Source organism: Nonomuraea sp. CA-141351 (genome assembly GCF_050944675.1).
GTDB lineage: Bacteria > Actinomycetota > Actinomycetes > Streptosporangiales > Streptosporangiaceae > Nonomuraea.
Map to the genome: position 1 here is coordinate 11,741,872 of NZ_CP191982.1, position 12,344 is coordinate 11,754,215.

Consider the following 12,344-nt stretch of genomic DNA (forward strand, 5'->3'; position numbering starts at 1 on the left):
CACTTGCATCTCCTAGATCGGTAGCCAGACACGCATGGTCGCGGGGCCGCGGTTCCCCCATCGGTGGTAGGGCACGAGCCGGAGCGTGACGTCCGCGCTGCTCACCCGCCCGTCGGAGGCAGGCGCGTACGGCCAGCCGCCGCCGTCGCCGGATCCCAGCGACGCCTCGACCTCCAGCTCCACGGCGCCATCTGCCTCGTGCTCCACGGGCGGCTGGACCCGCGCGGTCAGGTCGCCCAGCGGCGGCTCGTCGGCCACCGACTCCGCGCAGTAGACCAGCGGCCCCCGCTCCACCGCCGCGCTCCCCCGCAGCGCGTCGATCCGCCGGTCGGGGAACGTCCACCTGGGCGCCATCGGCAGCTCGAGCCGGATCTCGTCACCGGCCCGCCACGGACCTTCGACGTAGGCGTAGCCGGGATCGACGGGCCGGACCGCCGGGCTCTCCTCCAGCGGCGCGTCGGGCGAGGACGCCGGAACGCGCGCGAGCGTGGCGTCCGTGGCCCAGGCCGGGACACGCAGCCCGATCCGGCCCTCGCCGCCCTCCAGCACCCGGACGCTCACCGAGCCCTTCCACGGATAGCCGGTCTCCACCCGCACCGCCAGCCCGTCATGCCGGATCTCCGACGGCGTGAGGTGGTGGATCTGGATGCCGTCGACGGTAGAGGTCGCGACGTAGGCGGCCAGGGAGGCGAGCGTGCGGGCGATGTTGTTCGGGCAGCAGGACACGTCGAACCAGGGCGAGCGCAGCCCGCCCTCCGCCGCGTGGTTGACCCCCTCCAGCGGCGTCGCCGGCACCCGCACCTGGAGCGGGTTGGCGTAGAAGAACGACTTGCCGTCCAGCGCCACGCCTGTGGCGATCATGTTGTACAGGGTGCGCTCGGCCAGGTCGGCGTAGCGGACGTCACCGGTGGCCAGCAGCAGCCGGTGCGCCAGCATGACCGAGGCGATGCTCGCGCAGGTCTCGTTGTAGGCGCGGTCCGGCGGGAGCTCGTAGTCCTCGCCGTACGACTCGTCGGCATGCCTCGAGCCCATGCCGCCGGTCAGGTGCGTACGCCGTGCGATCGTCCGCTCCCACTGGGACTCGACCGCCTTCAGCAGTTCCTCGTCGCCGGTCTCGACCGCCACGTCCACCACGCCGGAGGCCAGGTACAGCGCGCGTACCGCGTGCCCGCGGAACACCTGCGCCTGCCTGACCGGGATGTCGTCCTGGTAGTAGGCGCGGCCGAACGGGATGTCGGCGAGCGCGGGCAGGCCGCGCCGCTCGACGAAGCGGCGGGCCATCTCCAGGTAGCGCTCGGTGCCGGTGACGCGGTAGAGCTCGACGAGCGCCATCTCGATCACCGGGTGGCCGCACGTCTTGGTGCCCTCCATGAAGCGGCGGCACACGTGGTCGGCGGCCTTGACGGCGACCTGGGTGAGCCGGTCCTCACCGTGCATGCGCAGCCGGGCGACCCCCGCCTGGATCAGGTGGCCGTAGCAGTAGAGCTCGTGGCCCCACTCGAAGTCGGTGTAACGGCTGCCGGACCAGCGGGTGTTGATGTAGCCGTCGCCCTCCTGGGCCTGGGCCACGGTCTCGGCCAGTGCCGGGAGCCCGGGATGGTCGGCCCAGGCCATGGCCTCCAGCAGCTTGTAGATCTCGGAGTCGCTGAACTCCCGCCCCCTGCGGGGCCGCTCGCCGCGGAAGTTCCCGATCCAGCCTTCTCGCTCTTCCCATTCCTGGCAGTGAGCGATCGTGACCTCGCGGTTGAGCGCGGCCCGGTCGCCCCAGAAGCCGGGGTTCAGCCGTACCGCGTCGAGGCCGAGGGGGGACAGAACGCCCGATGAGGGCAGGACAGGGTTAGCCACGCAGAGCTCCTGACATGAATCCGCGCACGTAGTGGCGCTGCAACACGATGAAGAGGATGAGACAGGGGATGGCCATGACCATGACGCCGGCCTGGAGCATTCCGTAGTCGATCGCGCCGAACGTGTGCTGCGTCATGCTCACCACAGCCACCGGCAGGGTGAACGAGGACCCGTCGTTGAGCAGGATGAGCGGCGCGAAGAAGTCGTTCCACGAGGCGAGGAACGCGAACAGGCCCACCGTGATCAGCGCGGGCCGCACGGCGTGCAGCAGGATCCTGGCGAACGCCCCGAACGTGCCGCACCCGTCCACCAACGCCGCCTCCTCCAGCTCGCGCGGCAGCGCCTCGAACGCGTTGCGCATCATGAACAGCGCGAACGGCAGCTGGAACATGACGAACACCAGCGACAGGCCGACGAGCGAGTTCTGCAGGCCGATGTAGCCGAGCAGGACGTACAGCGGGATCAGGATCGTCGCGTACGGCACCATGAGAATGGCCAGCGTGGCCAGGAACAGCACGTTCTTGCCCGGGAAGTCGAAGCGGGCGAAGCCGTAGCCGCCGAGCGCGGAGATGACCAGCGTGCCCGCCACGGTCATCACCGACACGAGCAGACTGTTGGTCGCGTACGTGCCGAGCCCCTCGCCGAAGCGGGCCATCTCCAGGTAGTTCGACGGCTCCTCCAGCGAGGCGTAGCCGCTCCACACCAGCGGGAACAGGAACAGCACCGCCAGGGCGGACAGCGTGAGATACCGGCTCATCGCAGCCTCCGCATCATCACCGTGTTGAGCCCGACGAGGGCGACCAGCAGGACGACCGAGAGCGCCGCCGCGCCGCCGAGGTCGAAGCGGAAGAACGCGTCGCGGTAGACGACCATGACCATCGAGACCGTGCTGTTGTCCGGGCCGCCGTTGGTGAAGACGAAGAACTGGTCGAAGGCCAGCAAAGAGCCCGTGACGCTGAGGATCAGCATCAGCGCGAGGGTGGGGCGCAGCAACGGCAGCGTGATCTTGGTGAACACCTGCCAGCGGTTCGCGCCGTCGCTCCTGGCGGCCTCGTACACCTCGGTCGGGATCGCCTGCAGGCCCGTCAGCAGGATGAGCATGTTGAACCCGGCGAAGCGCCACAGCACCAGCGCGATCGTGGAGAACAGCGCCATGTTGGGCGTGCCGATCCACTTGACCGGCTCGCTGGTGATGCCCAGCGCCTGGAGCATGGGGTCGATGGGGCCGAAGTCGTTGTTCAGCATCCCGTAGAACAGCAGACCGGCGGCGGCGAAGCCCACGGCGCCGGGCAGGAAGAACGCGGTCCTGAAGAAGCCGATACCCGGCCTGCGGTCCTGCACCAGCAGGGCCAGGCCGAGCGCGACGGCCGACAGCAGGACCGTCGTGATGGCGGTGTACTTCAGCGTGAAGAGGACCGCGTCGACGAAGAGGGGGTTGTCACCGATCTTGAGGTAGTTGTCGGGGGCGTTGAGCGTGGCCGGGCCGAGCAGGGGCCAGCGGTTGAGCGACATCCAGACGACCAGCACCAGGGGCACGATGAAGAGCACCCCCACGATGACGGCCGTCGGAGCCGCGTACAGCCAGCCCTGGACCTTCCTGCTCCGCCACCGGGCGGAGGGCGCGGAGTGAGCCGGCCGCCGCCCGGATCGGATGATCGTCAAGGTCATTGCTGCAGCGACTTCGTGATCTCAGTGTTGAGCTGGGGGATCTTCGCCGCGTCACCGAACACGGCCTCGCGGGCCAGCCGGAGCCACGGCCCCTGCGGGTCGTTGAAGGTCTGGCCGAAGCGCAGCGCGTACGGCGTCTGGCCCTTGGCCACCAGCGAGTTGATCAGCACCACGCGCGGGTCTTCAGAGGAGTACTTGTTGCCGGCCAGGTCGGTGCGTGCGAGCACGTCCTTGTTCTTGGCCATGACCTCGACCTGGGCGTCGTCGGAGACCGTCCAGGACAGGAAGTCCCAGGCCGCGTCCGGGTTCTTGGACGTGGCGGAGATGCCGACGGAGTCACCGCCCACGAACGTCGACTCGCCGCCGTCGGGGCCCGCGATCGGGGCGACGCCGATCTTCATGTCCTTGGGCATCAGGCCGAGCGTGGTCGAGGGCATCGGCATGACGCCGATCTCACCCTTGGGGAAGAAGCCGGTCCAGGTCGGGCCCTGCTCCTCCTTGGCCGTCGGGCCGGTGACCTTCTTCTCGTAGAGGTCGCGCCAGATCTGGAAGACGCTCGTCATCGCGGGCTGGTCGTTGAGCGATTGGGTGCCCTCTGTGTTCATGACCTGGGCGCCGGCGGCCCAGACCGAGGGCCAGAAGGTGAACACGTAGCAGCCGCCGCAGTTGCCGCCGAAGAAGGTGCCGTGCACCTTGCCGTCCTTGCCCAGCTTCTCCTGGATCGTGGTGGCCTGCTGGGCGAACTCCTTCAGCGACTTCGGCCCCTTCTCGGGGTCGAGCCCGGCCTTCTGGTACAGGTCCTTGTTCCAGAACCAGACCGACAGGTCGAGCGTGTGCGGGAGCGTGTACTGCTTCCCGTCGAGCGTGCCGAGCTTCATGTGCGAGGGAGCGAGGCTGTCCTTGTACGGCAGCTTGGCGATCCTGTCCGTGATGTCCATGAACAGGCCCTGCGAGGTGTAGTTCGGGACGAAGATGACGTCGGACGCGAACACATCGGGCAGCTGCTTGGCGCCGGCCGCGGCGGCGATGCGGGGCTGGTAGTTGTCGGTGGGGATGACGGTGAGCTTCACCTGGTTCTTGTGACTGCTGTTGTAGGCCTTGACCAGCCGCTCGCTCTGCGTCTGGGTGGCCGCGCGGGTCCACATGGTGATCGTCACGGGGCCCTGCGCCGACGGCGTTCCACCCCCACCGCCGCCGCCGCCGCTGCCGCAGGCCGCCGCTGTGAGCGCTAACACACCGAGTAGGGAGATCCCGGCCAGCCTTCGTCTCATGATGTGCTCCTGGACTTAAAGGTTTTCGGAAACGTAGAAGAAACAAGTGTCCATGTCAATGGGTGCTAAGGTTCTATGCAGTTCACAGCGACCGAAAAGGGTTTCGAACATGGCGGGTAAGCGGGCGACCATCAATGATGTGGCCTCGCTGGCGGGGGTATCGATCGCCACGGCGTCAAAAGCGCTCAACGGACGCCAGGACGTGCGGGCGGCGACGCGCGAGCGCGTGCTCGCCGCCGCCGCGGAGCTCTCCTTCCAGCCGAACGCCCTGGCCAGGGGGCTGATCTCAGGGCAGACGCGCACGGTCGGCCTGCTGACCTCCGACAGCGTCGGCCGGTTCGGCATCCCGGTGCTGCTCGGGGCGGAGGACGCCTTCGGCGCCGGCGAGATGGCCGTGCTGCTCTGCGACGCGCGGGGCGACGCGATCAGGGAGCAGCACCACGTGCGGGCGCTGCTGTCACGCCGCGTGGACGGGCTGATCGTGGTGGGCGAGAGCACGAACCCGCGGCCGTCGGTGAGCAAGGACCTCCCGGTCCCCGTGGTGTACGCGTACGGCCCGTCGGAGGACCCGTCGGACGTGTCCTTCGTGCCGGACGACGTGGGCGCGGCGGCCATGGCCGTCAACCACCTGCTGGCCATGGGGCGCCGCAGGATCGCGCACATCACCGGCCCGACGCACTACAAGGCCGCGCGCGACCGCGAGGACGGCCTACGGCTCGCGCTCAAGGAGGCGGGCGTGGCGCAGGCCGGGCAGACGCTTTCGGGGCCGTGGTCGCAGCGGTGGGGGCGGCACGCGTCCGAGATGCTGCTGATGGCCGAGCCGGAGGTCGACGCGGTGTTCTGCGGGAGCGACCAGATCGCGGCCGGCTTCGTGGAGACGGCCAGGGAACGCGGGCGCCGGGTGCCGGACGACATCGCGGTGGTGGGCTACGACAACTGGGAGGTGCTCTCCACGGAGACCCGGCCCGCGCTGACCACGGTGGACATGAACCTTGAACAGCTGGGCAGGACGGCCGCCCAGCACCTCTTCGCCGCCATCGACGGCAAGGCGACGCCGGGGATCCACAAGATGCCCTGCCAGCTCGTGATCCGCGACTCCACCTCCCCGCCGGGCATCTCCTGACCGCTTGAAGGCATGCTCAGGGGCAGCGTACGACCATGCCCGCGTAGGACAGGTTCCCCCCGAACCCGAAGAGCAGCATCGGCGCCCCGCGCCGGACCTCGCCCCGCTCCAGCAGCTTCGACAGCGCCAGCGGCACGCTCGCGGCCGAGGTGTTCCCCGACTCCACGACGTCACGCGCCACGATCGCGTTGACCGCGCCGAGCTTTGCGGCGACGGGCTCGATGATGCGCAGGTTCGCCTGGTGGAACACCACCGCCGCCAGCTCCTCGGGCCGTACGCCGCCGCGCTCGCACGCCCGGCGGGCGATGGCGGGGAGCTGCGTGGTGGCCCACCGGTAGACGGTCTGGCCGTCCTGGGAGAAGCGGGTCGGAGTGCCCTCGATGCGTACGGCGGTGCCCAGCTCCGGCGCGGAGCCCCACACCACCGGGCCGATCTCCGCCTCGGCCGCCGCGCTGACCACGGCCGCGCCGGCCCCGTCGCCGGTCAGCACGCACGTGGTCCGGTCGGTCCAGTCGGTGACCGCCGTCATCTTGTCCACCCCCACGACCAGGGCGTTCGTGGCCGCCCCCGCCCGGATGGTGTGGTCGGCCAGTGCCAGGGCGTGGGTGAAGCCGGAGCACGACACGCCGATGTCCATCAGCGCCGCGCCCGGCACGCCGAGCTTGGCGGCGACGCGGGAGGCGACGTTGGGGGCGCGCTCGGTCTGCGTGCAGGTGGCGATGAGCAGGAGGTCGATGTCGGACGCGTCCAGGCCGCTCGCCGCCAGGGCCTTGGCGGCTGCGTGCCCGGCCAGGTCGGCCACGCTCTCCTCGGGCCCGGCCACATGCCGGGTACGGATGCCGACCCGCTTGCTGATCCACTCGTCGCTGGTGTCCACCATGGTCGCCAAATCCTCATTTGTCAGGATTTTTGCTGGCTGATAGTGGCCTGTGGCGACAAGTCGTGATCCGTTCATGGGCGGACTATAGCAAGCGAACGTTCGGACGCTAAAGTATGCGCCATGAGTCCGCGTAGGTCCGTCGCCGAAGCCCTCGGCACGCGTGCGGCCATCCTCGACCGCTCAGTCGCCATCGCCTCGGCCGAGGGGCTCGAAGGGCTGACCATCGGCCGCCTCGCCGGCGACCTGGGCATGAGCAAGTCGGGCGTGCTGGGGCACTTCGGCTCCAAGGAGGCGCTGCAGCTCGCGGTCCTCGACCGGGCCGGGGAGATCTTCCGCGCCGAGGTCTGGGAGCCCGCCCTCCCCGCCGCGCCCGGCCTGACCCGGCTGCGGGTGCTCTGCGAGGCGTGGATCTCGTACCTGGAACGCGAGGTCTTCCCCGGCGGGTGCTTCTTCGTGGCCGCGGCGCACGAGTTCGACGGCAGAGGGGGGCCGGTGCGGGACGCGGTCGAATCCCGGTTCGACGCCTGGCGCGGGCGGCTGCGCAAGGAGGCCCAGCGCGCGGTGGACGCCGGGGACCTGCCGGAGCTGACGGATCCCGACCAGCTCGCCTTCGAACTGCTCGGCATGGTCATGGCCCTGAACCACGCCATCCAGCTGCACCGCGACCCGCGGGCGCCGGACCGCGCCCGCCGCGCCGTACAAGCCCGCCTGGGCGATCCTGAACGCCTGTGCGCCTGAGTGCGGCGACCCCATCCGTGGCACACTTGCAAACCGTGTTAAACAAGGGCAGCGCGGACAGCCAGAACTCTCCTCACTTCTCGGACGAAGAGGACCGAAGGCATGTCCGCGATCGGCTGGTCTTCTTCTCCGATGCGGTGATCGCGATCGCGATGACGCTACTCGCACTGGAGTTGCCCGTACCGCACGGGCGGACGGACGCCGAGGTCTGGCACTCGTTCGTGGAGTTGCTCCCCGACGAGTACCTGAGCTTCGTGATCAGCTTCGGGGTCATCGCCGCGTTCTGGGTCGCCCACCACCAGTACTTCCGCAAGATCCACGTGGTGGACGCCACGCTGCGGCGGTACAACCTCACCTGGTTGTTCCTCATCGTGGTGGTGCCGTTCGCCACCCGGGTGAGCACCGCGGTCGGGGATCTCATCCTGGGCCCCGTCCTGTACGCCATCGTCATCAGCGCGATCGCGCTGCTCATGGTGCTGATGACGCGCCACGCGATCCGCGCTCACCTCCTGCGTGCCGATACGCCCACGCACTCGATGCGCGGATTGGTGGTGGGCACGGGCACGGCGGCGGCGGTGTTCCTCCTGTCGATCCCGGTGAGCTTCGTCAGCCCCTCCTGGGGCAAGTACTTCTGGCTGCTCACGGTCGTCGCCTCGCGCGTCACGAACCGGGTGTTCGAGCGCCACACCACCTCGGCCTCTTAGCCCGCCGACGGACAGCCTGTTACTCCCGGTCGCCGGACCTGCGGGGCGACCGGGGAGCAAGGCCGTGTGCTAGGCGCCTGCGGACAACCGCTCGAAAAGTGCCACCGCCGCTTCCCGGACCTCGTCCGGGGCGACCCCGTCCAGTGTCTTCCTGGCGTGCGAGATGTCGCGGGTGGTGGCAAGCGTGATGGCCACGGACGAAGCGGCGGCGTGGTCGATCGATCCCGTCGGGGCGGCGTCAGCCAGTTCCTGGGCGCTCGCGGCGAGGTCGAGGTTGTCTCTCAACGGATCTCCTCGGATGAAGACGGTTCGGCCCATTGCATCATTTGACGTCGTGTCTCATCCACCATTCGGTGAATTCGCGGCAGCGGCCGTCGGGTACGAACCTGATCACCCACAGATTACTGTACGTTTTGTCCGGATACGTAGTGACCCCCTGGATAACGCTGACGTCATCGGTCACGGACACCGGATGCCACTCGAACGTGGCCTCACCTGGCTTGTCCTGCCGCCCCAGCCACTGCGAGACGATGTCGTCACGCCCGTGCCAGGGCGAACTGTACGGCTCGGTGTAGTAGAGGGCGTCCTGGGTGAAGAGTGCGGAGATGTCGTCGGGATCGTTGGTGTTCCAGGCCCGTACGTAGCCCTCGATCCACCGGCTCGGCTCGACCATGGCGGTCTACCCCCTCAGCCGATCGTGGCCCACGGACATGAGCTCGGGGTCGGGCGGCACGTGCGCGCGCAGTTCCTCGGAGTTCATGTTCACCGGCCGATGCAACTCATCCCACAGCGTGTCGCTCTCAAAGCCCTCAGTCATGGTGGCCGCATACCCGCCGAACACCGCGTTACGCGCCTCTCTCCAGCCGGACGGCGCTTTACGCTGGGCAAATGTCTCACCCGATGCCGTCCGCGAGCTTGGCGATCGTGTCGGTGACGCGCCGCTGCCTGGTCTCCGGCTTCTTGGCGCCCTCGATCTGCAGCACGTACCGCCTCTTGCGCGAATAGGACAGACTCTCGAAGAACTTCCTCGCCTCGGGGGCGTGCTCGAGCGCCTCGGCCAGATCGGCGGGCACTTCGATCTCCCGGGGCGCGGTGTCGAGCGCGACCTCCACCTCCACCTCGTCGCCTGCCGCCACGCCCGCGCCCTGCCGGTTCTCCGCGCTGAGCGGCAGCATGAACCGGCCGCCCATCGGGGCCACCGTGCTGCGGTAGGTGTGGGAGTTGATCGTGACCGTCACGGAGGGCCGCTTGCCGGCCCCGAGCCCCTCGACGACCTCGGCCGGGACCTCCAATCCCGTGGCGGTCTTGCCGCCCAGCTCGACCGTGGTGCGGAATCTCATCGGAAGAAACCCTCCAGCACGGGCGCCAGCGCCGCCGGCTTGACGATGTGGGTCTGGCCTTCAAGCGTGCGGTGCTCGGCGTGGGGCAGGAGCTCGGCCAGCGACCTGGCGGCGTTCCGGATCCATGCCTGGCTCTTGCCGCCGTCCATGACGAGCGTGGGGACCTTCACGGAGGCCCAGCTCGACGCCGGGTACGGGGTGCCGTGCTCGTACGGGGCCACGAACGCCGCGTCGTACGGGAGCGTGTGCGCCACGGCCTTGAGCGTCGACCAGGCGGGCATGAACCGCATCATGGCCACGACCACCGCCGGCAGGCCGACGCCCCTGCGCATGAAGTAGCGGATGGCGTCGGCGCCGCGGCCCTCGGCGACCATCTCGTCGAGCCGGCGCACGTAGTCGTCGGGGATGGGCGGCCTGCTGCCGTCCACGATGAACGGCGGCTCGTACAGCGCCAGCCTCTCGACCGGCACCCCGCTCTCGACGGCCGCGAGCGCGACGGCGGCGCCCGACGACGTGCCGTACAGGCGGACCGCGTCTCCGGCCTCCGCGACCAGCGCGGCCAGGTCCTCGATCTCGCGCTCGGGGGCGAACGGCCTGGTGTCGCCGCTCTCGCCGCGGCCGCGCCGGTCGTAGGTGTAGACCGTGAAGCTCGCGGCCAGCGCGGTGGCGAGGTCGGTGTTGATGCTCTGCCCGCGGTAGCTCATGGCGCCGTCCACGAGGATGACGGCGGGGCCCTGGCCTGCGCGGGTGTACGCGATGGAGGTGCCGTCCGCCGAGATGACCTTGCTCATGTTTTCCTCCGTTCCCTGGGAATGAGAGTAGATGCCGACAAAAAAAATTGTCAAGACTGGGACGAGGGCTCCGGTCACAGTTCGTGCGATTTCCCATCTCGTTTAGGTATAGGCGTACTCAGGCGTTCCTCTCCGCACTCCGTCATGGTGGGAGTCGTCTCAGCGCGGGGGGCGCGGGGGCGGTTCCAGGCAACGTGCCGCGAAGGAGGGGACGGCACGTGCCGCGGGCCGGGCCCGGTGGTCTGCCAGCCGCCTGCGCCCGCCCGCGGCACGCGCCGGGACCACCCCGGACCACGGACCCGGCCCAGAAGGCGCTCCGTCACGGCGAACAACCCGTGAGCCTTCACGACCGGCCAGGACAGACGGCACCTGTCTACGGCGTGTGCGGGCAACCCCGGCGAAGCCGTAAAACAGGAAAAAGGAGTTATGGGCGAGCGGGCCCGGTGCTGCCGCGCGGCGTGAGCACGGCCGCCTGGTCCTCGTAAGGGGGCACGCTCTCGCCCGCGATAAGCGCGAGCAGCCGCTGGGCGGCGTGCGCCCCGTACGCGGGGATGTCGCGGGTGAGCGCCGTCAGCGGCGGCCGGACGACCTGGGAGAGCGGCGAGTCGTCCCAGGCCACGATGGACAGGTCGCGTGGCACCTCCACCCGCATCTCCTGGGCGACCGACAGGCCCGCCACGGCCATGATGTCGTTGTCGTAGACGATCGCCGTGGGCCGGTGGGGGGAGCTGAGCAGCCGCCTGGTGGCCCTGGCGCCCTCCTCGCCGGTGTAGTCGGTGTGCACGGTGACGTGCTCGGCCACGCCCTCGCACGCCTGGGCGAACGCCTGGTCGCGTACGGTCGTGTGCACCAGCTCGGGCAGCCCCGCCACCCGCGCGATGCGGCGGTGGCCCAGCGCCACCAGGTAGCCGACGGTCTCGCGCACCGCCTCGCCGTCGTCGGACCAGATGGCCGACAGCGAGCCCGACTCCGAGGGGTGGCCGATGACCACGACCGGCATGCCGAGCTGCTCGAGCTCCCCCACCCGGGTGTCCGAATAGTGCAGATCAACGAGGAACACGCCGTCGATCCGGCTCTCGCCCCACCAGCGCCGGTAGACCTCGCTCTCCTGCTCGTGGCTCGGGACGACCTGGAGCAGCAGCGCGTAGGACCGGTCGGCGAGCACGCCCTCGATGCCGCTGATCAGCTCCATGAAGAACGGCTCCACGCCCAGGATGCGGGCGGGACGGCAGAGCGCGAGGCCGACGCAGTTGGCCCTGGCGCCGTTGAGGGCCCGGGCCGCGCTGTTGGGCCGCCAGCCGATCTCCTCGGCGATGGCGACGATCTTGGCCCGCGTCGCGTCCGACACCCCCGGCTGCCCGTTGAGCGCGTAGGAGACCGCCACCTTGGACACCCCGGCCCGGCTGGCGATGTCGGCGATCGTGGGTCGCTTCACGCTCTCCCCTTCTGAACCGGATAACCCTCATACTCTAGGCCACCCCTTCCGATAAGGGAATTAACCGCTTAAGCCACATGCCACGGGTTGGCGTCCTCGGTCTCGTTCGACTCGCCCGCCACGCGCAGCGCGTACGTGGGCCGCTCCGCGCCCGGCACGGGCCCGAGATAGGTGTGCCCGGTCAGGTGGCACCAGGCGGGCAGGTCGACGGGCGCGGCGGGATCGGAGGCGATCAGATGGATCACGGCTCCGGGACCGGCCGTACGCACATGACCGCGCAGCTCGATGAGCAACTGCACACAGAGCTTGTCGCCGCCGTCCACAACGAGATCAGGCATATTTACAGGAAACCACTCCTTACGAGCTGGGGCGCCCCGCAGGTGGCCCACGAGTTTCTCGACCTCCCGCGCGTAGTGCTCGGCGAACTCCGGCAAGGGCGGGTCCAGGCCCCAGACGGCCCGGACGAGCTGGGGGAAGGAGATGCCCGCCGACGCCATGGAGAACAGCGCCACCTGCACCGCCGCGGGAGGGGGGCGGGCCGCTGCCGGA

At 69.5% G+C, this 12,344-nt stretch carries 15 protein-coding genes; 3 read left to right on the forward strand and 12 right to left on the reverse strand.

Annotated elements, in window-relative coordinates:
- Positions 1-12: 12 nt before the first annotated feature.
- The 4 genes from ACQPWU_RS55325 to ACQPWU_RS55340 are packed head-to-tail and all read right to left on the reverse strand — an operon-like array spanning position 13 to position 4,784.
- Positions 13-1,845, reverse strand: coding sequence for a glycoside hydrolase family 127 protein (locus ACQPWU_RS55325; RefSeq protein ID WP_433435137.1), 1,833 nt, complete (start codon positions 1,843-1,845; stop codon positions 13-15).
- Positions 1,838-2,602 carry a carbohydrate ABC transporter permease gene (locus ACQPWU_RS55330; protein WP_433435138.1) on the reverse strand — a complete coding sequence of 255 codons (765 nt, stop codon included), beginning with the start codon at positions 2,600-2,602 and terminating at the stop codon, positions 1,838-1,840. The genes ACQPWU_RS55325 and ACQPWU_RS55330 overlap by 8 nt, the downstream gene beginning before the upstream one ends.
- The gene (locus ACQPWU_RS55335) at positions 2,599-3,513 is read right to left on the reverse strand and encodes a carbohydrate ABC transporter permease (RefSeq protein WP_433435139.1); all 915 of its coding nucleotides are present in this window, start codon (positions 3,511-3,513) and stop codon (positions 2,599-2,601) included. Before ACQPWU_RS55335 ends, ACQPWU_RS55330 begins: the two co-directional genes overlap by 4 nt.
- Positions 3,510-4,784, reverse strand: a complete 1,275-nt coding sequence (locus tag ACQPWU_RS55340; protein ID WP_433435140.1) for an ABC transporter substrate-binding protein — start codon at positions 4,782-4,784, stop codon at positions 3,510-3,512. Before ACQPWU_RS55340 ends, ACQPWU_RS55335 begins: the two co-directional genes overlap by 4 nt.
- Before the next feature lie 109 nt (positions 4,785-4,893).
- Here ACQPWU_RS55340 and ACQPWU_RS55345 point away from each other — a divergent pair, with 109 nt between their 5' ends.
- Positions 4,894-5,907 carry a LacI family DNA-binding transcriptional regulator gene (locus ACQPWU_RS55345; RefSeq protein WP_433435141.1) on the forward strand — a complete coding sequence of 338 codons (1,014 nt, stop codon included), beginning with the start codon at positions 4,894-4,896 and terminating at the stop codon, positions 5,905-5,907.
- 16 nt (positions 5,908-5,923) lie between these two features.
- On the opposite strand, the gene ACQPWU_RS55350 is transcribed toward ACQPWU_RS55345, so the two are convergent.
- On the reverse strand, positions 5,924-6,862 hold the full coding sequence (locus tag ACQPWU_RS55350; RefSeq protein ID WP_433435142.1) for a beta-ketoacyl-ACP synthase III: 939 nt from the start codon (positions 6,860-6,862) through the stop codon (positions 5,924-5,926).
- A 45-nt stretch (positions 6,863-6,907) separates the two neighbouring features.
- Here ACQPWU_RS55350 and ACQPWU_RS55355 point away from each other — a divergent pair, with 45 nt between their 5' ends.
- Both ACQPWU_RS55355 and ACQPWU_RS55360 read left to right on the forward strand, forming a co-directional pair.
- Entirely contained in the window at positions 6,908-7,525 is a 618-nt protein-coding gene (locus ACQPWU_RS55355; protein WP_433435143.1) for a TetR/AcrR family transcriptional regulator, read from the forward strand.
- A gap of 35 nt (positions 7,526-7,560) precedes the next feature.
- The gene (locus ACQPWU_RS55360) at positions 7,561-8,229 is read left to right on the forward strand and encodes a TMEM175 family protein (RefSeq protein WP_433435144.1); all 669 of its coding nucleotides are present in this window, start codon (positions 7,561-7,563) and stop codon (positions 8,227-8,229) included.
- 69 nt (positions 8,230-8,298) lie between these two features.
- On the opposite strand, the gene ACQPWU_RS55365 is transcribed toward ACQPWU_RS55360, so the two are convergent.
- From ACQPWU_RS55365 to ACQPWU_RS55395, 7 genes are all read right to left on the reverse strand, one after another.
- Positions 8,299-8,514, reverse strand: a complete 216-nt coding sequence (locus ACQPWU_RS55365; protein WP_349449176.1) for a hypothetical protein — start codon at positions 8,512-8,514, stop codon at positions 8,299-8,301.
- 37 nt (positions 8,515-8,551) lie between these two features.
- Positions 8,552-8,902, reverse strand: a complete 351-nt coding sequence (locus tag ACQPWU_RS55370) for a nuclear transport factor 2 family protein (protein WP_433435145.1) — start codon at positions 8,900-8,902, stop codon at positions 8,552-8,554.
- Positions 8,903-8,908: 6 nt separating this feature from the next.
- A complete protein-coding gene (locus tag ACQPWU_RS55375; protein WP_433435146.1) occupies positions 8,909-9,046 on the reverse strand; it encodes a hypothetical protein in 138 nt (45 codons plus the stop codon).
- A gap of 76 nt (positions 9,047-9,122) precedes the next feature.
- Positions 9,123-9,569 (reverse strand): YdeI/OmpD-associated family protein, encoded by a 447-nt coding sequence (locus tag ACQPWU_RS55380; protein WP_433435147.1) that lies wholly within the window; start codon positions 9,567-9,569, stop codon positions 9,123-9,125.
- Entirely contained in the window at positions 9,566-10,360 is a 795-nt protein-coding gene (locus tag ACQPWU_RS55385) for an alpha/beta fold hydrolase (RefSeq protein ID WP_433435148.1), read from the reverse strand. The genes ACQPWU_RS55380 and ACQPWU_RS55385 overlap by 4 nt, the downstream gene beginning before the upstream one ends.
- Positions 10,361-10,784: 424 nt before the next feature.
- Entirely contained in the window at positions 10,785-11,795 is a 1,011-nt protein-coding gene (locus ACQPWU_RS55390) for a LacI family DNA-binding transcriptional regulator (protein ID WP_433435149.1), read from the reverse strand.
- A gap of 68 nt (positions 11,796-11,863) precedes the next feature.
- Positions 11,864-12,307 carry a sulfurtransferase TusA family protein gene (locus ACQPWU_RS55395; protein WP_433435150.1) on the reverse strand — a complete coding sequence of 148 codons (444 nt, stop codon included), beginning with the start codon at positions 12,305-12,307 and terminating at the stop codon, positions 11,864-11,866.
- Between the last annotated feature and the right edge of the window lie 37 nt (positions 12,308-12,344).